Annotated in this window: 25 protein-coding genes; 17 read left to right on the forward strand and 8 right to left on the reverse strand. The window is 71.4% G+C overall.

Translation table 11 applies throughout. The features are described 5' to 3' along the window. Positions 1-14: 14 nt before the first annotated feature. The 4 genes from N5I75_RS11915 to N5I75_RS11930 form a co-directional block, all read right to left on the reverse strand. On the reverse strand, positions 15-1,646 hold the full coding sequence (locus tag N5I75_RS11915) for an FAD-dependent monooxygenase (RefSeq protein WP_476676677.1): 1,632 nt from the start codon (positions 1,644-1,646) through the stop codon (positions 15-17). A 115-nt stretch (positions 1,647-1,761) separates the two neighbouring features. Continuing rightward, positions 1,762-2,001 carry a hypothetical protein gene (locus N5I75_RS11920; RefSeq protein WP_476676678.1) on the reverse strand — a complete coding sequence of 80 codons (240 nt, stop codon included), beginning with the start codon at positions 1,999-2,001 and terminating at the stop codon, positions 1,762-1,764. Between the two features lie 20 nt (positions 2,002-2,021). After that, positions 2,022-4,262, reverse strand: a complete 2,241-nt coding sequence (malQ, locus tag N5I75_RS11925; RefSeq protein WP_476676679.1) for a 4-alpha-glucanotransferase — start codon at positions 4,260-4,262, stop codon at positions 2,022-2,024. Continuing rightward, complete coding sequence (locus N5I75_RS11930) at positions 4,259-4,471, reverse strand: hypothetical protein (RefSeq protein WP_476676680.1); 213 nt, start codon at positions 4,469-4,471, stop codon at positions 4,259-4,261. The genes malQ and N5I75_RS11930 overlap by 4 nt, the downstream gene beginning before the upstream one ends. Positions 4,472-4,687: 216 nt before the next feature. On the opposite strand from N5I75_RS11930, the gene N5I75_RS11935 reads away from it, so the two are divergent. From N5I75_RS11935 to N5I75_RS11945, 3 genes are read left to right on the forward strand one after another with little or no spacing between them, the layout of a single operon-like run. Continuing rightward, a complete protein-coding gene (locus N5I75_RS11935) occupies positions 4,688-5,245 on the forward strand; it encodes a PadR family transcriptional regulator (protein WP_476676681.1) in 558 nt (185 codons plus the stop codon). After that, positions 5,242-5,994 carry an ABC transporter ATP-binding protein gene (locus N5I75_RS11940; RefSeq protein ID WP_476676682.1) on the forward strand — a complete coding sequence of 251 codons (753 nt, stop codon included), beginning with the start codon at positions 5,242-5,244 and terminating at the stop codon, positions 5,992-5,994. The genes N5I75_RS11935 and N5I75_RS11940 overlap by 4 nt, the downstream gene beginning before the upstream one ends. Then, on the forward strand, positions 5,991-7,352 hold the full coding sequence (locus N5I75_RS11945) for an FtsX-like permease family protein (protein ID WP_476676683.1): 1,362 nt from the start codon (positions 5,991-5,993) through the stop codon (positions 7,350-7,352). Before N5I75_RS11940 ends, N5I75_RS11945 begins: the two co-directional genes overlap by 4 nt. Before the next feature lie 16 nt (positions 7,353-7,368). Here the strand turns inward: N5I75_RS11945 and N5I75_RS11950 are convergent, their stop codons facing one another. Beyond that, complete coding sequence (locus N5I75_RS11950) at positions 7,369-8,448, reverse strand: mechanosensitive ion channel family protein (protein WP_476676684.1); 1,080 nt, start codon at positions 8,446-8,448, stop codon at positions 7,369-7,371. A gap of 269 nt (positions 8,449-8,717) precedes the next feature. Here N5I75_RS11950 and N5I75_RS11955 point away from each other — a divergent pair, with 269 nt between their 5' ends. Further along, on the forward strand, positions 8,718-9,254 hold the full coding sequence (locus N5I75_RS11955; protein ID WP_324769927.1) for an HNH endonuclease: 537 nt from the start codon (positions 8,718-8,720) through the stop codon (positions 9,252-9,254). Positions 9,255-9,341: 87 nt separating this feature from the next. On the opposite strand, the gene N5I75_RS11960 is transcribed toward N5I75_RS11955, so the two are convergent. From N5I75_RS11960 to N5I75_RS11970, 3 genes are all read right to left on the reverse strand, one after another. Next, positions 9,342-9,590: a hypothetical protein gene (locus N5I75_RS11960; protein WP_476676685.1), complete on the reverse strand. Its 249-nt coding sequence runs from the start codon at positions 9,588-9,590 to the stop codon at positions 9,342-9,344. Next, the gene (locus N5I75_RS11965) at positions 9,583-9,936 is read right to left on the reverse strand and encodes a hypothetical protein (RefSeq protein ID WP_476676686.1); all 354 of its coding nucleotides are present in this window, start codon (positions 9,934-9,936) and stop codon (positions 9,583-9,585) included. Before N5I75_RS11965 ends, N5I75_RS11960 begins: the two co-directional genes overlap by 8 nt. A 62-nt stretch (positions 9,937-9,998) precedes the next feature. Then, positions 9,999-10,469, reverse strand: a complete 471-nt coding sequence (locus N5I75_RS11970) for an ATP-binding protein (RefSeq protein WP_476676687.1) — start codon at positions 10,467-10,469, stop codon at positions 9,999-10,001. A gap of 248 nt (positions 10,470-10,717) precedes the next feature. On the opposite strand from N5I75_RS11970, the gene N5I75_RS11975 reads away from it, so the two are divergent. The 13 genes from N5I75_RS11975 to N5I75_RS12035 all read left to right on the forward strand — a co-directional run bounded on the left by N5I75_RS11975 (position 10,718) and on the right by N5I75_RS12035 (position 24,132). Then, positions 10,718-11,572: a helix-turn-helix domain-containing protein gene (locus N5I75_RS11975; RefSeq protein ID WP_476677023.1), complete on the forward strand. Its 855-nt coding sequence runs from the start codon at positions 10,718-10,720 to the stop codon at positions 11,570-11,572. Positions 11,573-11,576: 4 nt separating this feature from the next. Further along, positions 11,577-11,765 carry a DUF397 domain-containing protein gene (locus N5I75_RS11980; protein ID WP_476676688.1) on the forward strand — a complete coding sequence of 63 codons (189 nt, stop codon included), beginning with the start codon at positions 11,577-11,579 and terminating at the stop codon, positions 11,763-11,765. A 5-nt stretch (positions 11,766-11,770) separates the two neighbouring features. Next, positions 11,771-11,950 carry a DUF397 domain-containing protein gene (locus N5I75_RS11985; RefSeq protein ID WP_476676689.1) on the forward strand — a complete coding sequence of 60 codons (180 nt, stop codon included), beginning with the start codon at positions 11,771-11,773 and terminating at the stop codon, positions 11,948-11,950. A gap of 143 nt (positions 11,951-12,093) precedes the next feature. Next, positions 12,094-12,663 (forward strand): Uma2 family endonuclease, encoded by a 570-nt coding sequence (locus N5I75_RS11990; RefSeq protein WP_476676690.1) that lies wholly within the window; start codon positions 12,094-12,096, stop codon positions 12,661-12,663. 148 nt (positions 12,664-12,811) lie between these two features. Continuing rightward, positions 12,812-13,978 (forward strand): ROK family transcriptional regulator, encoded by a 1,167-nt coding sequence (locus N5I75_RS11995; protein WP_476676691.1) that lies wholly within the window; start codon positions 12,812-12,814, stop codon positions 13,976-13,978. Between the two features lie 55 nt (positions 13,979-14,033). Continuing rightward, positions 14,034-15,371 carry an ABC transporter substrate-binding protein gene (locus tag N5I75_RS12000; protein ID WP_476676692.1) on the forward strand — a complete coding sequence of 446 codons (1,338 nt, stop codon included), beginning with the start codon at positions 14,034-14,036 and terminating at the stop codon, positions 15,369-15,371. A gap of 17 nt (positions 15,372-15,388) precedes the next feature. Continuing rightward, positions 15,389-16,324, forward strand: a complete 936-nt coding sequence (locus tag N5I75_RS12005) for a carbohydrate ABC transporter permease (protein ID WP_476676693.1) — start codon at positions 15,389-15,391, stop codon at positions 16,322-16,324. A 6-nt stretch (positions 16,325-16,330) separates the two neighbouring features. Beyond that, the gene (locus N5I75_RS12010) at positions 16,331-17,239 is read left to right on the forward strand and encodes a carbohydrate ABC transporter permease (RefSeq protein ID WP_476676694.1); all 909 of its coding nucleotides are present in this window, start codon (positions 16,331-16,333) and stop codon (positions 17,237-17,239) included. Between the two features lie 26 nt (positions 17,240-17,265). After that, positions 17,266-18,531, forward strand: a complete 1,266-nt coding sequence (locus N5I75_RS12015; protein WP_476676695.1) for a 6-phospho-beta-glucosidase — start codon at positions 17,266-17,268, stop codon at positions 18,529-18,531. After that, entirely contained in the window at positions 18,528-19,502 is a 975-nt protein-coding gene (locus N5I75_RS12020; protein WP_476676696.1) for an N-acetylglucosamine kinase, read from the forward strand. Before N5I75_RS12015 ends, N5I75_RS12020 begins: the two co-directional genes overlap by 4 nt. A gap of 679 nt (positions 19,503-20,181) precedes the next feature. Beyond that, positions 20,182-21,627 carry a hypothetical protein gene (locus tag N5I75_RS12025; RefSeq protein WP_476676697.1) on the forward strand — a complete coding sequence of 482 codons (1,446 nt, stop codon included), beginning with the start codon at positions 20,182-20,184 and terminating at the stop codon, positions 21,625-21,627. A gap of 134 nt (positions 21,628-21,761) precedes the next feature. After that, complete coding sequence (locus tag N5I75_RS12030) at positions 21,762-22,757, forward strand: glutamate ABC transporter substrate-binding protein (protein WP_476677025.1); 996 nt, start codon at positions 21,762-21,764, stop codon at positions 22,755-22,757. Positions 22,758-22,809: 52 nt separating this feature from the next. Beyond that, on the forward strand, positions 22,810-24,132 hold the full coding sequence (locus N5I75_RS12035; RefSeq protein WP_476676698.1) for a coiled-coil domain-containing protein: 1,323 nt from the start codon (positions 22,810-22,812) through the stop codon (positions 24,130-24,132). Positions 24,133-24,209: the final 77 nt, after the last annotated feature.

Here is a 24,209-nt window from a genome sequence, read left to right on the forward strand (position 1 = left end):
CCCTGCTCGTCCGGCTACCGCAACGAGTATGAGGCGAACTCGGCGGGCAAGTCGGTGGACTTATCTCCCCCATTCCCGAACTCCCCGGGCACCTCCCGCGCCGCCCACGCCGCGTATCCGTCGGGCCGTACGAGCAGCGCGGTGCGCCGGTCGCTCGCCCAGTGCGCGACGCGGATCCCGTCGCTCTTGTACGCGGTCCCCTCCGGCAGGATCAGTACGAACTGGCCCGCGCGCAACGCCTCGTAGAGCCGTGTGCCACCGGCCAGCGCCACATCGGGCACGCGCCTGCCGACGAGCGGGTGGGCGCCCTTCGGGGCCGGGTAGGCGACGCCGAGGCCGGTGATCTGGCCGGTCGCGCGGGTGCGGGCGGGGCCGACCCGGCCGAGGACACCGGTGGCGGCGGCGCGCGCGGCGAGCGTCCAGGGCCGCTTCGCCATCGCCATGCGCACGATGCCGCCGCTGCTGCGCAGGACCGCCTTGCCGACGGGGTGGCGCTCGGCCTCGTACGTGTCCAACAGGGCGTCGCCCGCCCGGCCGCCCACGACCGCCGCCAGTTTCCAGCCCAGGTTGGCGGCGTCCTGGAGGCCGACGTTCATGCCCTGGCCGCCCGCCGGGGTGTGCACGTGCGCGGCGTCGCCCGCGAGCAGGACGCGGCCCACGCGGTAGGCGGGCGCCTGGCGTTCGTCGCTGTGGAAGCGGGACATCCAGCGGGCGTCGTACATGCCGAAGTCGCGGCCGAGGGCGAGCCGGGCGATCCTCTTGATCTCGTCGAGTCCGAGGGGTTCGCTGTCGGGCACGTTGCGCGCCCGGTGCCAGCCGATGACGCGGTGGTAGCCGTCACCGAAGGGCGCGATGAAGGCGAAGGCGTCCCCGACCGCGTTCACCGTGAGCAGGTTCTCCGGCTGCTCGGCGAGGCGGACATCGGCGAGGACGACCGAGCGGATCACGGACTTCCCCGGGAACGGCAGCCCCACCGCGCCCCGCACGACACTGCGCATGCCGTCCGCGCCGACGACGTAGGCCGCGCTCATCTCCGCCCGCTTCCCGTCCTTCCCCCGCACCTGGAGCGTGACCCCGTCCGCGCCCTGGACCAGGCCGAGCACCTCGGTCTCGTACGCGAAGGCGACTCCCGCGTCGACGGCGCGCCGCTCCAGCACCTTCTCGACCTCGTACTGCGGGACGACGAGGAGGTGCCTGAAGCGGGACCGCAGCCCGCTCAGGTCGATCGACAGGCGGCCGAACAGGCGGAGCCGGTCGAGCGGCTGCCCCTTCTCCTCGACCGCGTCGGCCAGACCGCGCGCGTCGAGCTGCTCCAGGGTGCGGGCGTGCACGACGAAGGCGCGGGAGAGGTTGCTGATCTCGTGGCTGCGCCGCTCCACGAGCGTCACGCGGACCCCGGCGGCGGCGAGGTCCCCGGCGAGCAGCAGCCCGGTGGGCCCGGCGCCGACGACGAGGACGGAACGGTCGTGCGGGGTGCCGTGGTGCGCGGTGCCGTTCATGGTGGCCTCCTGCGAGTCTCCGGGTGGTGCCCGTAGCGGCCCGTCCATGGTGCTGTGCGGGCGTGGGATCGAGGAAGACCCGGTCGCCGTGCGAACGATCGTCGCGCGAACGGTGACGGTGCGAACGGTCGTCGCGCGAACGGTCACGGTACGAACGGTCGTCGCGCGAACGATCACCGCGCGAACGCGTCGAGGGCACCCGTCACGCGTACGTGACGGGTGCCCTCGACGGAGAGACTGCGCGGCTCAGCGGCCTGGCGGCTCAGCTCTGCTTAGGCTGCTTGCGCGACTTGTCGCCGAGCGCCACGAGACCGGCGATCACCAGGAAGATGACGATCGGCGCGGCCACGTAGAGGCCGAGCGTCTCGATCACGCTCAGGCCCGTACCCGGGTCGTCGCCGTCGTCGCGCGTCAGGGCGAGCGCGGGGGACGACATGAGCAGCATCATCAGCGTCGTACCGGAGGCCAGGGCGCCGGCGCGCAGGGCGTTCTTCTTGTCCACGATGCCAACGTAGCGAACGCCTAATCGCCGCGCGCGTCCGGGGGGCCTATAAGGGGCGTGTCCGTTCCGGTGGGAGGCACTTCCGTTTCGGCGAACACCTGGAGCAACGCGTGCGCGCGCGGTGAGGCGGTCAGTTCCTCCAGGGTGACGGGGCGTCCGGTGGCGTCGGCGACGGGGAGCCGCCAGTTGGGGTACTCGGCCCAGGTGCCGGGCAGGTTCTGCGGCCGCCGGTCGCCCACCAGGTCGGGCAGCCAGACGCCGACGAGCCGCGCCGGGGTGCGCAGCAGGAAACGGTGCACCGCCCGCACGGCCTCCTCCTCGTCGTCCTGGCAGCCGCGCGGCAGCAGGCCGAGCCGCGCGAACAGGGCGAGCCAGTCGGCGACCTCCGCCGCCGCCTCGGCGGGCGTCGCCGTCGACAGTGCGAGCCGCTCGCGAAGGCGTACGTCGTCGCCGGAGAGCCGGGCGGCGGTGGACGGCAGGTCGTGGGTGGTGGCCGTGGCGACGCAGTCGGTGCGCCACTCCTCGGCCGGGACCGGGCTGCCGTCGCCGCCCGGCGGATAGTTCCGCTCGAACCAGAGCACCGACGTGCCCATGACCCCGCCCGCGTGCAGCCGCTCCCGCACGCCCGGCTCGACCGTGCCCAGGTCCTCCCCGATCACGTACGTGCCCGACCGCGACGCCTCCAGGAGGAGCACCGCCAGCATCGCCTCGGCGTCGTAGTGGACGTACGTCCCCTCGGTCGGCTCCTCGCCCTCGGGGATCCACCAGAGCCGGAACAGGCCCATCACGTGGTCGATGCGGACGGCGCCGGCGTACCGCATGAGGTTGCGCAGGAGGTCGCGGAAGGCCGCGTAGCCGGTCTCGGCGAGGCGGTCGGGGCGCCAGGGCGGCAGCCCCCAGTCCTGGCCGCGCGCGTTGAACGCGTCCGGCGGCGCCCCCACGCTCGTCCCCTGCGCGAAGACGTCGCGCTGCGCCCACGCGTCGGCGCCGCCCGGGTGCACCCCGACCGCTAGGTCGTGGACGAGGCCGACCGGCATGCCCGCGTCGAGGGCGGCCCGCTGCGCGGCGACCAGCTGCGTGTCGGTCAGCCAGGCGAGCCGGCTGTGGAAGTCGACCCGGTCCATCAGCTCGCGCCGCGCGTGCGCCGTCTCCGGGGAGCGGGGGTCCTGCAGCGCGGCTGGCCAGGTGCGCCGGTCGGGCCCGTGCACCTCGGCCAGCGCGTGGTACGTGGCGTGGTCCTCCAGGGCCGTGCCCTGCGCGGCGAGGAAGTCCCAGAAGGCGGCGCGGCGGCCGGGCGTGAGCGGAACGGCGTGCACCGCTTCGAGCGCCTGCCGCTTCAGCGCCCAGACGGCGTCCCGGTCGACGAGCCCGTCCGCGTCGCGCAGCACACCCTCGCGCAGCCGGGCGGCCTCCTTCGCGTACGACGGGACGTACGCGTACTCCGGGATGTCCTCGATCCGCAGGTGGACGGGGTCGGGGAAGCGCCGGGACGAGGGCCGGTACGGGGAGGGGTCGGTGCCCAGGTCGGGACTGCCGGGAACTGCCGCGTGCAACGGGTTGACCTGCAGAAATCCGGTGCCGTGCGTCCGCGCCGACCAGGAGGCCAGATCGGCCAGGTCGGCGAGGTCGCCCATGCCCCAGGAGCGGCTCGAGAGCAGGGAGTAGAGCTGGACGAGCAGCCCGTGCGTCCGCTCGGGCGGGAGCGGCGCCTTGCGCGGGGCGGCGATGAGGTGGGCCGTGGCGATGGCACCGGCCGGGGTCTCGACGGTGAGGACGTGGACGCCGGGCGGGGGGTCTGGCTGCTCGCTGCCGGGGTCGTCGCCGCGGCGGCGGTATGTCCAGCCGCTCGGCTCGTCCGCCGGCGATGCGGCCGACAGCACATGGGACACCGCACCCGGCGCCGCACCTGGCATCGCGGCCGACACCGTGCTCGCCTTGGTGCCCGGCGTCACGCCCGGCGTGAGGGACAACCGCGTGCCCTCCGGCAGCCCCTCCAGCCACTTCGGCCGCTCCGGCCTCTCGGGACCCGCCTTGCCGGGGCTTCCCAGCCACCACACCACGGTCGGCGGCAGCAACCGCGCCGCCGTCTCCGCCTCCCGCGCGGCCAGCGCGTCCCGTACGGCGTCCGGCGTGCTCGCGTCCACGCCGAGGGCGGCGAGCGCGGCGGTGACGGCCTTGTCGGAGGCGCGGACGGTGGTGTCCGGCGCCGGGGAGTAGGAAGTGGCGACGCCGTACAGCGCGGCGAGCCGGGCCAGGCTCATCCCGCGGCCAGGCCGCTCGGGGTGGGCTCGGAAGTCAGCGGGGCCGCGTCGGTGAGGGGCGGCTCGGAGGTCAGCGGCGCGTAGTCGGCGAAGGGGGGTTCGCTGGTCAGCGGGGGCTCGGCGGAGCAGGTCGTGGTGTCGGCGCCGACCGTGGTGGTGTCCGCCTGTTTGGAGAGGGCCGAGAGCAGAAGGTGTGCCGATGCGGCCACGAGGGCCTCCTTCGGTTGAGGGCTGCTGGATCCGAAGTCCTACCCAAAGGACACGACGGCAGACCTGTACGGGCGGACAACGTGTTGCTGCTCACATTGTGGGCAGCAAGAAGAAGTCGACCAGGAGGCGCGGAAAACCGAAAGAACTTCGCTCACTCCTCACCCACCCCTTCGAGCTATGTACTCAGTACATATACGCGGTACATAATGAGCCGCATGAGCACCCGTCACGTCCTGCTCGGTCTGCTCGTCGCCGGACCGCGCCATGGCTACGACCTCAAGCGACGCCACGACGAACGGTTTCCGCAGGCCCGCCCCCTCGCCTACGCGCAGGTCTACACGACGCTGCAACGGCTGGTCCGCGACGGCCTCGTGGAGGTCGACGGCACCGACTCCGACGGCGGCCCCGAGCGCACGCTGTACCGCGCCACGGAGCGCGGCCGCGACGAACTCCTCGGCTGGGCCGGTGAGATCACGCCGCCCGCGCCGCACGTCACGAACGAGATCTTCGCGAAGGTCGTCGTGTCGATCCTGGTGGCGGGCCAGGACGGCCCCGCGCACCGCGCCGATCCCGCCGCCCATCTGCTGGCCCAGCGCGCCGCGCACATGGCGCGGATGCGGGAGCTGACCGCCGTGAAGAGCACGCCGGGCGCCGACCTCACCACCGTTCTCTCCGCCGACTACGCCCTTGTCCACCTCGACGCCGATCTGCGCTGGATGACCACCACCGCGGCCCGGCTCGCCACCCTGACCGCGGAGGTCACCGGCACATGAACACCCTCACGTCCCCCCTGCTGAGCGCAGAAGGGCTCACGAAGTCCTACGGCAGCACGCCCGCCCTGCGCGGCGCGAGCGTCGAGGTGCGCGGCGGCGAGATCCTCGCCGTCACGGGCGCCAGCGGCAGCGGCAAGTCGACGCTGCTGCACTGCCTGGCCGGCATCGTCCGCCCCGACGCGGGCGCGGTCACGTACGACGGGCTCCGGCTCGACGGGCTCGACGAGGAGCGGCTGAGCGAGCTGCGCCGCACCGACTTCGGCATCGTCTTCCAGTTCGGGCAGCTCGTCCCGGAGCTGACGGCCCTGGACAACGTCGCCCTGCCGCTCCTCCTCGCGGGCCGCCCCCGCGCGGCGGCGCGCGGCGAGGCCGACGCCTGGCTCGAGCGGTTCGGCGTGCGCGGCCAGCGCGCACTGCGGCCGGGCGAGATGAGCGGCGGCCAGGCCCAGCGGGTCGCCCTCGCGCGCGCCCTGGTCACCGAGCCGAAGGCCGTCTTCGCCGACGAGCCGACCGGCGCGCTCGACTCCCTCGCGACGGAGCAGGTCCTGACCTCGCTGGTGCACGCCGCGCGCGAGACACACACGGCGGTGGTCCTGGTGACGCACGAGGCGCAGGTGGCGGCCTACGCGGACCGGGAGGTGAGCCTGTGCGACGGGGGTGTGCAGGATGCCTCCGGCGGTCACGGGAGCCAGGTCGCCGCCGGCGCCGCGGTGGCGGGCGGCGCCGCTTGCGCGGAGGTGACGCGATGACACAGCAGAACCTCCGCTCCGATCTGCGCCTCGCCTGGCTGCTGACCCGCGGTGCCGACCGGCTCGAACGGCGGCGGGCCGCGCTCACCGCGGTGGGCGCCGCCGTGGCGACAGGGTTCGCGTCGGTGGCCGTCGCGCTGCTGAGCGTCCGGGGCCAGTACTCCTTCTCGTACGGTCACGGGCTCCTCGACCAGCCGGGCACCCGGCACGGGGTCGTCGCCGGGCTGCTGCTCCTGCTCGTCCCCGTGCTCGGCTTCCTCGGGCAGTGCGCCCGGATCGGCGCCGTCCACCGCGACCGGCGGCTGGCGAACCTGCGGCTCGCGGGCGCCGGGCCGCAGCAGGTGCGGCGGATCGCGGCCCTGGAGGCGGGCGTGGCGTGCCTGGCGGGGACCCTGGCCGGGTTCGCCGTGTTCGCCGTGGCGCTGCCGGTGGTGGGCTGGGTGCCGCCGGGCGTGGCCTGGCCGGTCCTCGTCGCCGTCGTGGTGCTGATCCCCGTACTGGCCGCGCTGGTGAGCGGGGTCGCGCTGCACCGGGTCGTCGCGTCGCCGCTCGGGTACGTCCGCAGGGAGCGGCCGCGGCGCGGGCCCCGGCCGCTGACGGCGCTGCTGCTGCCCGCGCTCGTCGTCGTCCTCGGCGTCGGGGTGCTCATGGGCGGCGGTTCCCGGGCCGGGGTCGCGGGCCTTCCGCTGTGCGTGCTCGGCGCGGTCGTGCTGACCGGCGCGGGTGCGGTCTGGTTTGCCGGCGCGTCGGCGCGAGTGCTCGGCCGGCGCCTCGCCGACCGTACGGACGACCCCGCCGTGCTGCTCGCCGCGGCCCGCCTCCAGGAGGACCCGTGGGCGGCGGCCCGCAGCCACGCGGCGGTCGTCCTCGTCACGGTCGTCGGCGTCGCCCTGGTCGGTGTCCGCCAGGTCCTCCTCGCCGACCTGCACGACATCGAGAGCCAGGGCGAGACGGCCGCGCCGATGGACTACTACACCTTCGGCCTCGACCTCACCGCGGCGGCCGTCCTGATCGCCCTGCTGATCAGTGTGGCGGCGGTCGCCGTGGGCACGGCCGAGTCGCTGTCCACCCGCCGCCGGGCGCTCGCCGCGCAGGTCGCCGCCGGGGTGCCGCGCCGGATCCTGACCCGGGCGCTGCTCCTGGAGACGGCGCTGCCGCTGGCGCCCGCCCTGGCCCTGGCCACGCTCGGCGGCACGGCCGTCCACGCCGCGTACGGCGTCGCCGCGGGCCAGTCCATCGCCTGGGCGCCGCCGCTCCTCGTCCCGCTCGCGGTGTACGCGGTCTGCCTCCTGGCGACGACGACGGCACTGCCGCTTCTGCGCCGCTCGGTACGACCGGGGCGCCTGCGGACGGCGTGAATCCGGCTCGCCCGCGCTACTTCGCCAGGTTGGGCGGCGGTATCGGGGAGGCGGCCAGGGACTGCGGTGAGGTGGCGGAGGCGTAGGCGGAGGGTGCCGCCATGCCGGCGGTCGGGTCGGCGACCGGCGGCTCGCCGTCCACCTGGACCGGGACGCCGCCGACGATCCGGATGCCCGCCTCGTCGAAGGCCCGCTTGATCCGCCAGCGCAGCTCGCGCTCGACGGTCAGGGCCTTGCCGGGCATCGTCTTGGCGGTGACGCGGACCACCATCGAGTCGAGCAGCACGCTGTCCAGGCCGAGCACCTCGACGGGGCCCCACAGCATCTCGTTCCACGGCTCGGTCTTGCTCATCGCCTCGCCGGCCGCCGCGAGCACCGACTTCACCCGGTCGAGATCCTCGTCGGCGCGGACGGTGACGTCGACACCGGCGGTGGCCCAGCCCTGGGAGAGGTTGCCTATCCGCTTGACCTCGCCGTTGCGCACGTACCAGATCTCGCCCTGGTCGCCGCGCAGCTTGGTGACGCGCAGGCCGACCTCGATGACCTCGCCGGAGGCGACACCGGCGTCGATGGTGTCCCCGACCCCGTACTGGTCCTCCAGGATCATGAAGACGCCGGACAGGAAGTCGGTGACGAGGTTGCGGGCGCCGAAGCCGATCGCGACACCGGCCACCCCCGCGGAAGCGAGCAGCGGCGCCAGGTTGATCTCGAACGTGCCGAGGATCATCAGCGCCGCCGTACCCATGATCAGGAACGACGCCACCGAACGCAGTACGGACCCGATCGCGTGCGACCGCTGCCGCCGCCGCTCCACGTTCACGAGCAGCCCGCCGAGCGCGGTGCCGTCGACGGCCTGCGCGGTCCGGTTCATCCGGTCGATGAGTTTGGTGATGGTGCGGCGTACGACGACGCGCAGCACGCACGCGATGACCACGATGAGCAGCACGCGCAGCCCGATGCCCAGCCAGGTCGACCAGTTCTGCTCGACCCAGCTGGCGGCCTGTCCGGCCTGTTCCTGGGCGTCCTTGAGGGTGGGTTGCGGGGAGTCGGACGAGGAGTCGCTCGTCCCCACGGCCGACAGGACGGACAAGATCACGGCAGGTACCTCCAGGTGTAGCCAGGTGCCCGCCACGGACAACCGGCGACAGGAGCGGGCAGACCCACCACACTAACGGGGCATTGTGGGGGGATCGTTGTGATGTTCGAGGGAGAGACGGTGCTCACCTGGGGATGAAGGACGTGTGGTCGAAAACACTCCAAGGCCGTTACGTGGAGATGGTGGCGCCACGACCAGCCAGGAGGGGAGACTGGCTACGAGATCGTCCCGGCGCGAGCCACGCGCCGCCGGCGTACAAGGAGGCATCCGTGCCGCATGTCCTGGTCCTCAACGCGTCGTACGAGCCACTCGGCGTCGTACCGCTCCGCCGCGCGCTCGTACTCGTCCTCGAGAACAAGGCCACGTGCCTCGAGGAGTCCGGCGCCTTCATGCACAGCGCGACACGCACCGTCCCCGCTCCCAGCGTGGTCCGGCTCAAGCGGTTCGTCAGGGTCCCCTATCGGGGGCCCGTTCCTCTGACCCGGCGTGCACTGTTCGCCCGCGACGGCGGCCGGTGCATGTACTGCGGTGGCGTCGCAACCAGCGTCGACCACGTGATCCCGCGCTCCCGCGGGGGTCTGCACGCCTGGGACAACGTGGTGGCGTCGTGCCGCCGCTGCAACCACACCAAGGCCGACCGCCACCTCGTGGAGATCGGCTGGCGCCTGCGCCACAAACCGGCTCCGCCGTCGGGTCTGGCCTGGCGCATCATCGGGACCGGACATCGCGATCCGCGCTGGCTGCCGTACTTGCAGCCGTTCGGCGCGGACGAGGCCCTGGCCCGGATCGAAGGCGTGTCTGCCTGATCTTCGATCCGGGTTCTCGTATCACGTGCTCGGGTAGCTCGGGAGGGGACACGGCCGCACGCCGGTGGGTGTGCGGCCGCCGTCACATCACATCCAGGTGACCTGGATCAGTACGATCCGCTCGCCTCTGATGTCGGTCAGGTAGTCGATCATCAGCCGACCACGGGTCTCGGTGCGCACACCCGGTCCCGTCCCCGTGTAATGGGGGCCTTCCAGGAACACCATGGACTCGCGCACCGCGATCTCGGTCATCAGCCGTTCCGTCGCCGCCCGCGCGTCTTCCGGGAGGCCTTCCAGCACATCGTCCCGGAAGGCTTCCCAGCGCCAGTCAGCCACCGGCGACCTTGCGGTGCGCAGCCCGGACGATCTCGCCCGCCTCCTGCACAGCCCGCTCGCGCACCGCGGGGTCCGGGCTGTCCACTGCCTGCTCGGCCGCGCGCAGCCTGCGTGCGGTCTCCGGGTGCCGGGCGATCTCGACGATCACAGCCCACTGCCGGTAGAACATCCGGATCGGCACGACACTGTCCTCGTCCCCGGCCCGGACGAAGGCGCTCTGCAGGTCCTCGAAGAACTCGGGGAGGCGGGACGGCGCGACCGTTGCCACCGCCTGCCGCAACGCCGGGAGCGTCAGCTCAGGAGCGGGGACGACAGGGCCGTCCCCGTCCGCGTACGGCATGGTCATCGACCGCCCCTTCCGCTCGTCGAGCACCTCTATAGCACAGGCCCACGCTAGCGCCCTTCCGGTCACGCCTCCTCGCTGACGAACGAACACGCCATGTCTCCCTCGTCCCCGCGCAGCCGGTACGGGCGGAGATCCCATTGGGCCCACACCGCCTTGCCCGCCGTTCGTGGCTCCCAGCCCCAGTGGTCCGCCAGCGCCGCGACCAGCGTCAGGCCGCGCCCGAATTGGTCCGTGACCTCCGCCGCACGCGGGCTTGGCCATCGTTCTCTGCGCGGATCGCCGACTTCGACGCGGAGAGTCGTGCTGGTAGCACCCAGATGAACTCGCACAAGACGATCTTTGACGCTCCCGTGCAGGAGGGCATTCGTCATCAGCTCGGAGACGACGAGGGCTACGTCCCCGGCGAGATCCGGGTGCCCCCAGTCGAGGACGAAGCGGGCGGCGCGGTGTCTGGCGAGGGGGACGCTGCGTGCGGCGGGCAGGTAGTCGAGGGTGTCCGCGCTGCGGACGATTCCGGGCCGAAGTTCGGCCATGACACGCACCTCTCTGTGCGGTCGGGTAGTCAGCGGTGGCTTCGCCGCATCTGCGCTCAGGCAGCACGGTGCGCTTCCGCCAACTGGCTGCGCCTGCTGGCTTGTTGTGTACTGACCGTAGCGATGCGCCACTCTCCGGCGCAATGAACTCCGAGACACTTGTCCCCATCGAGTGAAGCGGTCGACGCGTTGACGCCACGCGAGGCACCATTACGTCCGTGAAGCGACCAGCTCAGCTCGGCAATCGCATGTCAACCGTCCTCGGGCGAAGGCTTGGTGGAGAGCTGCTCCGCCTGCGCGATGCCTCGGGCAAGACGCAGCAGCAAGCCGCCGAAGTGATCAGCGCGACCAACTCGAAGATCGTGAAGATGGAACGCGGTTGGGTTCCGATACGAGACCCGGACATCCGGGTGCTGTGCGAGTTCTACGGGTCGGTGGACCGCCGCACCACGACCCGACTCCTGGAGCTGGCCAAACTGGATCGCGAGCGGCGCAGGGCCAAGGGCTGGTGGCAGAATGTGCCGCATCCCGGCACTCTCTCCGAATACATCGCGCTAGAAGATGCCGCAGTCGGCGTGCGCACCTGGCAACTCGCGCTCATCCCGGGCTTGTTCCAGACAGCGGAATACGCCCGCGCACTGGCGGTGAGTGAGGGCGTCGGAGTCTGGGAAGACCCCGACGAGGTCGAGCGCTTGGTGGAGATCCGGCTCCGCCGCCAGGAGCGCCTGCACAGCGAGCGTCCCCTCCAGGTATATGCCCTCGTCTGGGAAGCGGCCCTCAGGCAACTCATCGGCGGTCCCGAGGTGATGCGGGCCCAGCTGGAGCACCTGCTGAAGTTGGCCGAACTCCCGAACGTGCGCCTCCAAGTGCTGCCCTTCCGTGCAGGCGGACACCCATGCATCACCGGCCCGTTCACCATCGTTTCGTTCGCCGAGATCGAGGCGGTCGACGTCGTACACGCCGACACCGTCGTGTCTACTGTGTGGGTGGAAAACGAGGTCGAAAGCGCCGCTTACAGCACCTTCTTCGACCGCACCGCTCGGTTGAGCCTCGCCCAGCGCGACTCGGTCCGCTTGATCGACACCATCCGCCAGGAGGCCTGAGCCCATGCCCGAATTCGACTTCGCCAAGTCCAGCTACAGCAACACCGGCGGCGAGTGCGTCGAGGTCGCCAGCAACGTCCCCGGAGTCATCGCCGTCCGCGACTCGAAGACGCCGCAATCCACCCGTGTCCTCCGCATATCACCGTTGGGTTGGTCCCGCCTGGTCGAGGGACTCCGCCGCAAGGAGCTGTGAAAGCCATGCACAGGTTCGCCTTCGAGACCTCCAGCTACAGCGACGCGGGTGGCGAGTGCGTTCAAGTTGCCCGCAACGTCAAAGGCGTCGTCGCCGTCCGGGACTCCAAGGAGCCGAGCCCTACCGCCCCCCTGGTGCTCCTCTCCCCGACCTCTTGGACCCGCTTCAAGGTAACGCCGCACTGAAGGGCAACGAACCGGCCTCTGCGGAGCGGAACGCTTCTGCACTCTCGTTCGAGTGAACAGACGCGCATACCCCGGACCGCCCCGCCCGGCACGGCCCACAGTTTTGCGCGGGGCATCACGGCCCCCTGGACAGGGAGCCGTTCATGCACCCAGAGCAGGACCCGACGGACCTGCTGCTCGCGGTCGAGGAGGCGTGCGCGATGCCTCTCCGGCCCGAGTTCATCGAGGGGACGACCCACGCGCCGTCGCGGCCGGGGCACCACCACAATGCCGGGGCGGTCAAGCTGATCGTCCAGTTCCATCTGGCGGGGTTCGACCTGGCCGGCGCCAACAACGGGTACAGGCTCGCCCACCAGGACGGAACAACCCGCGCGCTGCTCATCCCGGACTTCTATGTCTGCCGACGCGAGCCCAACGATCTCGACGAGTCCTCTCGCGAGGCCCATCGCGGCTGGTACCCCCTCGACATGGTCGCCCTCGTCGGCGAAGTCACCTCCAGCAACCACGAGACGGACACCGGGCCGAAACTGCGGACCTACGCCGCCGCCGACGTGCCCGTCTACGTCCTGATCGACCGGCACGCCAAGACGGCCACCTGTCACTCCGTCCCGGCCGACGATCACTACACGACCCGCACCGAGGTCGATCTCGGCCGTCCGCTGCCGCTGCCCGAGCCCTACCCGACGCTCGACACCGCTCCGTTCACGGGCTGAGGCCGCCAGGTCGCGCCCGCCTGGCCCCCGTATAACGACTTGGCTCCCTCGCCTCCACCCCCTATTGACGGCCCCGTCGCCGGACACTTACGTTCCTCGCAGCCGATAGGAAAGTTTCCTAACAGTGCGGCGAGGAGGCAGAGCGGCCATGGTGGCAACCCCCGGCACCCCCAGCGTCCTGCGCGTCATGAACGACCGCGCCGCGCTCGATCTCCTCGTCGCCCACGGCCCCCTCACCCGTACCCGCATCGGCGAACTCACCGGCCTCTCCAAGCCGACCACCTCGCAGGTCCTCGGGCGGCTCGAAGCCGCCGGGCTCGTGCGCGCCACCGGGAGTCAGAGCGGGCGCCCGGGGCCGAACGCCATGCTCTACGAGATCGACCCCGGCGCCGCGCACGTGGCCGCGCTCTCCGCCGACCCCACCGGCATCACGGCCGTCGTCGCCGACGTCACCGGCGCCGAGCGCGGCCGGTGCCGGATCGAGGCGCACGCCGTCGCGGAGGACGTGCGGCACCGGACCGCGCAGCTCGTCGCCGAAGCCGTGGACGGGGCGCTCGCCCAGGCAGGGCTCGGGCACGACGACCTCACCGCCACCGTCATCGGCACACCGGGCGCCATCGACCCCGGCACCGGACAGCTCCGTTACGCGCCGCACCTGCCGGGCTGGCACTCGCGCACGCTGCTGGCCGAACTCGCCGAGGTGCTCGGCACCCCCGTCTCCATCGAGAACGACGTCAATCTGGCCGCCCTCGCCGAGCAGTACGAAGGCGCCGCCCAGGATCACGACGATTTTGTGCTCGCCTACGTGGACGAAGGCGTCGGCGCCGCCATCGTCCTTGGTGGTGTCCTGCTGCGCGGTGCCACCGGCGGCGCCGGGGAGATCGGCTACATGCCGTTGCCCGGCGCCCCGCTGGCCCGCGGCGGTGATGCCGTCGCCGCCCGGACGGACGCGGGCGGCGGGTTCCAGAGCCTCGTCGCCGCCCCGGCCGTACGCCACCTCGCGCCGGACGCCGCCGATCTCGCCGGGGCGCTCGCCCAGGCGCCCGTGCTCGACGAGGTCGCCCGCCGCCTCGCCACCGGGCTCGCCGCCGTCGTCGCCGTGGTCGACCCCGAACTCGTCGTCCTTTCGGGGCAGGTCGCCCAGGCCGGCGGCGACGCGCTGCGCGAGCGCGTCGAGGCCGAGCTGACCGGACTCGCGCTGCCCCGGCCCCAGTTGCGCATCAGCGAGCTCGACGGCGACCCCATCCTCACCGGCGCCCTGCGCACCGCCCTCACCCAGGCCCGCGACACCGTCTTCGACACCAGCGGCGCCTGACGCCCGCCCCAGAAGTCCCGCTCCCCCGACCCCGTACACGTAAAGGACGTTCGCCATGCCCCGATGGCGTATACCCCTGCGCGCTCCCGTCGTGCTCGCCGCCGCCGGGCTGCTGCTCGCCGGCTGTGCCAACCCGAGCACCGGCAGCGCCGACGACGATCCGACGAAGCCGGTCACCATCAAGTTCTGGCACGGCTGGTCGGCCCCCGGCGAGGTGAAGGCGATCAACGACTCGATCGTCCGCTTCGAGAAGGCGCACCCGAACATCGAGGTGGAGGCCACCGGCAACGTCTCCGACGCCACCGTCAACCAGGCGCTGCGCGCCGGCGGTGACGAGGCCCCCGACGTCGTCTCCTCCTTCACCACCAACAACGTCGGCCAGTACTGCGACTCCGGCATGTGGGTCGACCTCGACCCGTTCATGAGGAAGACCGGGCTCGACAAGAAGAAGGTCTTTCCGCAGTCGCTGCTCGACTACACGAGTTACGACGGCAATCAGTGCGCCCTGCCGCTGCTCGCCGACGCCTTCGGGATGTACTACAACAAGGACGCGTTCGAGGAGGCGGGCATCACCCACCCGCCCAAGACGATGTCCGAGTTCATCGCCGACTCGGAGAAGCTGACGGAGAAGGACGGGGGCTCGTACAAGCGCGTCGGGTTCATGCCCAACTTCCGGCTCTACCAGAACAGTCCCGACCGGCTGTTCGCCCAGTGGGGGCCCACGTACTTCGACAAGGACGGAAAGTCCCGGCTGTCCAAGGACCCGGCTACGTACGCGTTCTTCGACACCGCGAAGAAGCTGATGGACGCGCAGGGCGGCTACAACGCCCTTGAGCGGTTCCGGACCTCGTTCGGCGATGAGATGTCCAATCAGAACGCTTTCCTCAGCGGGAAACTCGCCATGCATCTGGACGGGGAATGGCGCGGACTGATGCTGGACGAGAGCGAGGCGAAGTTCGACTGGGACGTCGCGCCGCTGCCCGTCCCCGACGACCAGGCCGAGACGTACGGGCGGGGCTATCTCACCGGCACCGTCGCCGGGATCGCGCACAGCAGCAAGCACCAGAACGCCGCCTGGGAGCTGGTGAAGTTCCTGACCGCCGACACGGACCAGGTCGTCGCGTTCGCCAATGCCATTCACAACGTGCCGTCGACGAAGGCCGCGCTCGCCTCGCCGAAGCTCGATGCCGATCCGACCTTCCGCACGTTCCTCGACATCGCCAAGAACAAGTACAGCCAGGTGCTGCCTCCGTCGACCAATGGCGGCATGTACGTCGTCCAGCTCCAGGACTTCTCGTACACCGAGGAGGCGGGGAAGGTCCCGGATCTGAAGAAGGGGCTGCAACGCCTCGACAAGCTCATCGACGCCGACACCCTGCAGTCGCAGAACTGAGGATCAGGAATTCGCGCATGGCACTCACACTCTCCCGGCCCGCGCGCCGCAGACTGCGCACGCTCGGCTTTCTCTCGCCCTGGCTGATCGGGTTCAGCGTCTTCTTCGCCTATCCGCTCCTTGCCACCGTCTACTTCTCGTTCATGCACTACAACCAGATCAAGGCGCCCACCTTCGTGGGGCTGCGGAACTGGAAGTACGTGTTCCAGGACATGCCGCTGTTCGGGCCCGCCCTGTGGAACACGCTGTGGCTCGTCGTGATCATGGTGGCGCTCCGGGTCGTCTTCGGGCTCTCGCTCGGGCTGCTCGTGACGAAGATCAAGAGCGGGGTCGGGTTCTTCCGGACCGCGTTCTATCTGCCCTATCTCGCTCCGCCGGTCGCCGCGACCGTCGCCTTCGTCTTCCTGCTCAATCCCGCCACCGGGCCGGTGAACGAGGTCCTGAGCAAGATCGGCATCGAGGGGCCCAACTGGTTCAACGACGCCGCCTGGGCCAAGCCCTCCCTGGTCATGCTCTCGCTCTGGGGCATCGGCGACCTCATGGTCATCTTCATGGCCGCGCTCCTCGACGTACCGAAGGAGCAGTACGAGGCGGCGGAGCTCGACGGGGCGGGGGCCTGGAGCAAGTTCCGGTTCGTGACCTGGCCGTCGATCACGCCGATCGTGATGTTCGCCGTGGTGACCGGTGTCGTACAGACGATGCAGTACTACACGCAGGCGCTGGTCGCCGGGAAGATCGCCTCCGGTGTCTCCATCGGACCCGGGTCCGTGATCCAGCCGGGGTACCCCGACCACTCGACGCTGACCGTCCCCCAGCTCGTCTACTCGATGGGCTTCCAGAACTTCAACACCGGCGCGGCGTGCGTGCTCTCGCTCGTCCTGTTCGTCATCGCGATGGCCGTGACCATGCTGCTCATGCGCAAGCGCTCGGGCCTGCTCTCGGCGGAGGACTGATCCCCCATGACCACTACGACCCTGCGCCCGGCGGCCACCGCGGCCGCCGCCACCTCCTCCGGGAGAGGCCCGGCCGACGCCCGCGCCCGCCGCAAGCGCGTCCTGCACTGGATCGCCGTCCACAGCATCGCGATCGCCGTCGCGCTCCTCTTCGTCCTGCCGTTCGTCTTCGTCTTCCTGACGTCCGTGATGAGCGACGACCAGGCGATGAGCGGCGATCTGTGGCCCAGCTCCTGGCACTGGGAGAACTACAAGACCGTCTTCCGGACCGACGGGTTCCTCGACTGGTGGAAGAACTCGCTCCTCTACGCGGGCCTGGGCACGCTCTTCACCGTCTGCTCGGCCGTGCCCGTCGCCTACGCACTCGCCAAGTTCCGCTTCCGCGGGCGGCGGACGGCGATGCTGCTCGTCATCTCGACGATGATGCTGCCGCCGCAGGTCATCGTCATCCCGATGTATCTCGTCTGGGCGCAGCAGTTCCATCTCTCCGGGACGCTGTGGCCGCTGATCATCCCGATGGCGTTCGGCGACGCGTACTCGATCTTCCTGCTCCGTCAGTTCCTGCTGACGATCCCGAAGGAGTACATCGAGTCGGCGAAGGTCGACGGCTGCGGTGAGCTGCGGACCCTGCTGAAGATCGTCGTGCCGATGGCCAAGCCGGGCATCGCCGCGATCGCGCTGTTCCAGTTCTTCTACTGCTGGAACGACTACTTCGGGCCGCAGATCTACGCGGCCCAGAACCCGGCCTCCTGGACGCTCAGTTACGGGCTCGAATCGTTCAAGTCCGCGCACAGCGTCAACTGGAACCTGACGATGGCCGCGACGCTGCTCGTGATGGCGCCGGTCTGCATCGTCTTCTTCTTCGCACAGAAAGCCTTCGTCGAAGGCGTCACCCTCACCGGGGTCAAGGGCTAACGGCAGTAAGGACGGTAAGGACAGTTATGAAGCTCGCAGTGGTCGGCGGAGGATCGACCTACACCCCCGAACTCATCGACGGTTTCGCGCGGCTGAGGGACACGCTGCCGATCGAGGAGCTCGTGCTCGTCGACCCCGCCGCCGACCGCCTGGAACTGGTGGGCGGCCTCGCCCGCCGCATCTTCGCCAAGCAGGGCCACCCGGGAGTCATACGTACAACGTCCGACGTGGACGAGGGCGTGGCGGACGCCGACGCCGTGCTGCTCCAGCTGCGCGTCGGCGGCCAGGCCGCGCGCAACCAGGACGAGACGTGGCCCCTGGAGTGCGGCTGCGTCGGCCAGGAGACGACCGGGGCGGGCGGCCTGGCGAAGGCGCTGCGGACCGTGCCCGTCGTGCTCGACATCGCCGAGCGTGTGCGCCGCGCCAACCCGGACGCCTGGATCATCGACTTCACCAACCCGGTCGGCATCGTCACGCGCGCGTTGCTGCAAGCCGGGCACAAGGCCGTCGGGCTGTGCAATGTGGCCATCGGCTTCCAGCGCAAGTTCGCCAAGCTGCTCGACGTGGCGCCCGGCGAGGTGCACCTCGACCACGTCGGCCTCAACCACCTCACCTGGGAGCTGGGCGTCCGCCTCGGCGGCCCGGACGGCGAGAACCTGCTGCCGCGCCTCATCGCCGAGCACGGGGACGCGATCGCCGAGGACCTGCACATGCCGCGCACGCTCGTCGACCGGCTCGGGGTCGTGCCCTCGTACTACCTGCGCTACTACTACCAGCACGACGCCGTCGTACGGGAGCTGCGCACCAAGCCGTCGCGGGCCGCGCAGGTCGCCGAGATGGAGCGCGAGCTGCTGAAGATGTACGGCGACCCGACGCTCGACGAGAAGCCCGCGCTGCTCGCCAAGCGCGGCGGCGCCTTCTACAGCGAGGCGGCCGTGGACCTCGCCGCGTCACTCCTCGGCGGGGGCGGGTCCGCGCACCAGGTCGTCAACACGTACAACAACGGCACCCTGCCGTTCCTGCCCGACGACGCCGTCATCGAGGTGCAGGCCGCCGTCGACGGCAAGGGCGCGCGTCCGCTGCCCGTGCCGCGCCTCGACCCGCTGTACGCGGGCCTCGTGGCGGGCGTCACCGCCTACGAGGACCTCGCCCTGGACGCCGCGCTGCGCGGGGGCCGGGAACGCGTCTTCAAGGCGCTGCTCGCCCATCCGCTGATCGGCCAGATCGAGTACGCCGAGCACCTCACCGACCAGCTGATCGCGCACAACCGGGAGCATCTCGCGTGGGCATGACCGTCCTTGCCATCGACGCGGGGAACAGCAAGACCGACGTCGCGGTGGTCGCGGCCGACGGCAGTGTCGTCGCCATGGCCCGCGGCGGCGGGTTCCAACCGCCCTACGTGGGCGTCGAGCCGGCCGTGGACGTCCTCGCGGAGGCGGTCGGCCGGGCGTTCGCGCAGGCGGGCGTCGACACCGTCGACCACGTCTCGGCCTGTCTCGCCAACGCCGATCTGCCGGTCGAGGAGGAGCAGCTCGCGCGGGCGGTACGCGCGCGTGGCTGGTCCGGGGCGGCGAGTGTGGACGTACGCAACGACACGTTCGCCGTGCTGCGGGCCGGGCTTCTGGAGGACGCCGAGCCGCGCGGGGTCGCCGTCGTGTGCGGCGCCGGGATCAACTGCGTGGGCATGCTGCCCGACGGGCGTACCGCGCGGTTCCCCGCGATCGGGAAGATGTCCGGGGACTGGGGCGGCGGCGGGGGGCTCGCCGACGAGGCGCTCTGGTACGCGGCGCGGGCGGAGGACGGGCGCGGGGAGCGCACGGCCCTGATGCGCACGCTCCCCGAGCACTTCGGGCTGTCCTCCATGTACGCGCTGATCGAGGCGCTGCACCTCGGGCGGTTGGCGGCGGCGCGGCGGCACGAGTGCGCGCCCGTGCTGTTCGCCACCGCGGCGGACGGGGATCCGGTGGCCCGGCGGCTCGTGGACCGGATGGCCGAGGAAGTGGTGGCCATGTCGACGGTTGCGCTGCGGCGGCTGGATCTGCTGGAGGAGGAGGTGCCTGTGCTGCTCGGGGGGAGTGTGCTGGCCGCGCGCCATCCTCAGCTCGATTCCCGTGTGCGGGAGTTGCTGGGTGAGCGGGCGCCGAAGGCGGTGGTCCGGGTGGTGTCCGAGCGGCCCGTTCTGGGGGCGGGGTTGTTGGGGCTGGACTTTGTGGGGGCGGTGCCTGCGGTCCATGCGAGGTTGCGGCGGGCCTTTGCGGGGTGAGGGTCGCGCCGTAGGGCCGGATCTCTCGTCGCCGAGTGCGGGTCGCGTCGTGGCTGGTCGCGCAGTTCCCCGCGCCCCTGAAGCATGCGGCTCCGCCGCAGCCCCATGGGGCGCTTCCCACGTGCGCCCCTCCTAGGCGCGCCGCCGCCGTGCGAGGCGCCCTTGCGCGGGGCGCATCACGCGCGCCCCTCTGAGATGGCGCACGCAGTGCGCATCTCAGGGGCGCGGGGAACTGCGCGACCAGCCACGACGGCGTCGCACCCGGCGAACAAGAGGACCGCCGCACGAAGTGCGCGTCCCAGGGGCGCGGGGAACTGCGCGAGCAACCACAACGGCGCCGCACCCGAAGAACAAAAGGACCGCCGCACGCAGTGCGCGCCCCAGGGGCGCGGGGAACTGCGCGAGCAACCACGACGGCACCGCACCCGAAGAACAAAAGGACCGCCGCACGAAGTGCGCGTCCCAGGGGCGCGGGGAACTGCGCGACCAGCCACGACGGCGCCGCACCCGGAGAACAAGAGGACCGCCGCAGGCTGGCACTCGTGCTCGGGAACCGAACACACCCCCAGTTCGTGTTCAAGGGAGGGGCCGGAAAACAAGATCCAGTGAATGGCTGTGCGGATGTCCGGCGCGGCAGCGATACTTGCGGCCGACGTACGACTCCATGGGGGAGGGTCGAGTGACACACCCGCCGAACGGGAGCGCCGCGCCGCCGAGGCCGAACGTGCCTCCGCAGCAACCGCCGGCGCCGCACCCCGTACCAGCCATGCCCGCACCCACACCCGTACCCCCACCCACGCCGGCAAGGCGAACCGCCTGGGCGGAAGGCGTCGACCGCCTGCGTTCGGCGGCGACCACCGAGCCCGGCCGGCTGCGGATCATCGGCGCGCTGCTCGCACTGCTCGTCGTCGCGTTCGGGGCGACGACGGCGTGGCAGATGACGGACCGCTCGGCGGCGGCCGACGACGTGCTGCGCTCCAGCCAGCCGCTGAGCGCGGACGCGGCCGACATCTACCGTTCCTTGGCGGACGCCAACACCGCCGCGTCCAGCGGCTTCCTGGCGGGCGGCCAGGAGCCCGCCGCCGTCCGCGACCGGTACGAGAAGGACATCCGTACGGCCGCCGGCAAGCTCGTCACCGCGGCCGCGAGCACCGATCCTGGCTCGCCCTCCGCCAAAACCATCGCGAAGCTCAACACGCTGCTGCCGCAGTACAAGGGCCTCATCGAGCGGGCCCGCGCCAACAACCGGCAGGGCTTCCCGCTGGGCGGCGCCTACCTGCGGTACGCGAACGAGAAGATGCAGACCGAGATGCTCCCCGAGGCGGAGAATCTCTACACGACCGAGAACCAGCGGCTGCGCGACGACTACGACGCGGCGACCCCGTACCCCTGGATCGCGATCGCGGTCGGCGTGCTCGCGCTCGGCTTCCTGGTGTGGGCGCAGCGGCGCAACTACCGGCGGACGAACCGGGTGTTCAACCACGGGATGCTCGCCGCCACGGCCGCCTCCGTCGTCGTCCTGCTGTGGCTCGTCGTGGGGCACACGGTCGCGCGCAGCGGGCTCAACGCCTCGTACGACCACGGCGTACGGTCGCTGAACGTGCTGCACGACGCGTCCATCGCCTCCCTGAAGGCGCGCGGGAACGAGAACCTGACGCTGGTCAGCCGGGGCGCCGAGACGACGACCGTCAAGGGCGAGACCAAGGACAAGTACGACGTCGACTTCCAGAAGCAGATGGACGTCCTTGCGGCGAAGCTGACGGCGGCGGACGGGCTGGCCGACGACGCGGCGGGGCGCACGCCCGTCGGCGGGGCGAACGCCAGCATGAAGGAGTGGCTCAAGCGCCACACCGACGCGCGGAACAAGGACGAGGACGGCGACTACCAGGCCGCGCTCGACAAGATCATCGGATCGAAGCAGGACAAGCCGACGGGTGAGTGCTTCGATCTGGTGGACCAGAATCTCGACAAGGCGCTCGCGCACGAGCAGCGTCAGTTCAGCAGCGAGGCGGGCGGCGGCCGTGACGCGATGACGGGGCTGCCCGTCGGCGCGGCCGTGCTGGCCGTGCTCGCCGCGGTGGGCGCGGTGCTCGGCATCGGGCGCAGGCTGTCGGAGTACCGGTGAGAGGGGGTGCGGCGATGAGGGAACGAAGGCCACGAGGGCCACGAGGGCTACGAGGGCTACAAGGGCTACGAGGGCCACGACGTGATCACGGCATCCGCGGGGTGAGTCTGCGCGGCTGGGGCGGCGTGGCGTCGATGGCGGTGGCCTGCGCCCTGACGGTGGTGTTCGCGCTGCTGCTCCCCCTGACGCAGCGCGGCGTCGGCAGCGGCGGCCACGCGGACGCGGCGCCCGCGGAGACCGGAGCCGGTGGTGTCGCCACCGGTGTCCAGGCCGCGGCCGACGACTGCGATCCGGACGTGCCGGGCAAGGAACCGGAGCGCAGTGTCAGCCGGTCCGGCAGTGACAGCGGCGGCGCGGTGCAGGACATCAAGGACCGGGGCTATCTGTCGGTCGGCGTCGACCAGAACAGCTACCGGTGGGGCTACCGCGACCCGAACAGCACGGGGAAGTCAAGTGAGCTGGAGGGCTTCGACATCGATCTCGCGCACGAGATCGCCAAGGAGATCCTCGGCAGCCCCGACAAGATCCGCTTCAAGGCCATCCCCACCAACCAGCGCATCCCGGCGATCAAGCGCGGCGACGTCGACATGGTGGTCCGCACGATGACCATCAGCTGCGAGCGCCTCAAGGACGTCGACTTCTCCACCGCGTACTTCCAGACGGGCCAGCAGGTGCTCGCCCCGAAGGCGTCGGGGATCGACGGGTTCGACGACACGCTCGGCGGCAAGCGGGTCTGCTCCGCCGCCGGTTCGACCGCCGAGACCGCGCTGAAGCAGGGCCTGGCGGAGAAGAAGATCCCCGAGGACACCGACATCTCCACGACGGTGCCGAACCAGCTGGACTGCCTGGTGCGCCTCCAGCTCGGCGAGGTCGACGCGGTGGTCACCGACGGCGCCCTCGCGGCGAGCCAGGCCGCGCAGGACCCCACGGTGCAGCTCAAGGGCGAGCCGTTCACCGAGGAGTACTACGGCGTCGCCATGAAGAAAGGTTCGGACGAGCTGGTCCGCCGGGTCAACGAGGTCCTGGAGGACTACCGCAAGCCGGGCGGCGGCTGGCAGACGTCGTACGACCGCTGGCTGAAGACCGCGCTCGGCGCGTCGGAGGGACCGCCCGCGCCCAAGTACAAGTGACCGGCCCGGCACGCTGTCCGATGTGGGAACCGAAAGAAGCGAGAGGTGATCGATGGGCGTCGCGGGACCCCCTGGTCCGGTGATGGACCGGGACGAGGTGGACCGTGCCCTCGCCCGGCTCGGTGCCGAGCACGAGGCGATCGAGACATCGCTGCTCGCGCTCCAGGACCACGCCGGGCGACGCCTGCTCGAAGGCGCGCAGCTCACCGGGGCGACCCGGGAGCGCTGGGCCGCCGCCGAGCAGGCGATCACGCTGCTCTGGACGTACTTCGACGCGTACACGGGGGCGCTGCGCTCCGCGCGCGACGTCCGTTCCCGGCGCAAGTGGCCGAACCGGGAGGACCTCACGCAGCTGACGGAGCTGCTGCGCGGCGAGTCCGTCACGGTCGCGCCGGGCGCGGGCACGAACGGCGGGGCGCAGTCGATCACCGGTCCGGCGAAGCTGTCCGAGCACTTCACGCTCGCCGCGCTCGTGGAGCGGATGAACGAGCTGTACGCGTCGTCCCTGGACATGGTCGTCGCCGCCGACGCGGTGTGGTCGGCGCTGCCCGCCCGGATCGACCTGCTCGCCGCCGAGCTGCACCGCACACGCCGCCTCGCGCACTCGGTCGGCGTACGGCCCGGTGAGCACCCGTCCGGGGACGACCTGGAGCGGATCACCTCCGCGCTGACCCGGCTGCGCGAGGAAGTGGTCTCGGACCCGCTCACGTACTGGCGGAAGGCGTCGGGCAGTTCGGCCCCGGGGGGCGGGCGGCCGGACACGACGGCGTACGACCGGCAGGCGCGCGCCCTGGAAGAGGTGCGGCGCGAGATCGAGGCCGTGCTGACGGTGCGGCAGGACGCGGAGGCGCGGCTCGGCCGGCTGCGGGACGTGCTCTCGCGCGCGGACCGTACGCTCGCCGAGGCGAGATCGGCGCGCGGCGAGGTCCTCGCGAAGATCGCGGCGTCGGAGGTGCCCGCGGTGTCGGGGCCGCCGATCGCGTTGCAGGAGCAGTTGGCGCGGGCCGCCGAGTACCGCAGACACGGCCAGTGGCACCGGCTCTCGCCGCTCCTGGAGTCCCTGGAGACGAAGGCCGACGACGAACTGCTGCGCGCCCGCGAGTCGTTGACGGCGGTGACCCAGCCCCTGGCCGTCCGCGCCGAACTGCGCGGGCGGCTCGACGCGTACAAGGCGAAGGTGGCCCGGCTCGGGTTCGCGGAGGACCCGTTCCTCGTGGAGCGGTACGACGCGGCGCGCCGCATGCTGTGGAGCGCGCCCTGCGATCTGCGGGTGGCGGGTGAGGCGGTGCTTCGCTACCAGCGGGCGGCCGCCGAGGTGTTGTCGTCGGGCGGCCCCGAGCGGGCGGCGCCCAGCGACCGGAGGGGGGAGTCGTAGCCATGGCCGAGGGGCAGAAGTGCACGCGGCCCGGTTGCACCGGGCGTTACGAGGACATGGGCGGGGAGCTGTACTGC

The sequence above is a fragment of the Streptomyces sp. R818 genome (assembly GCF_056172735.1).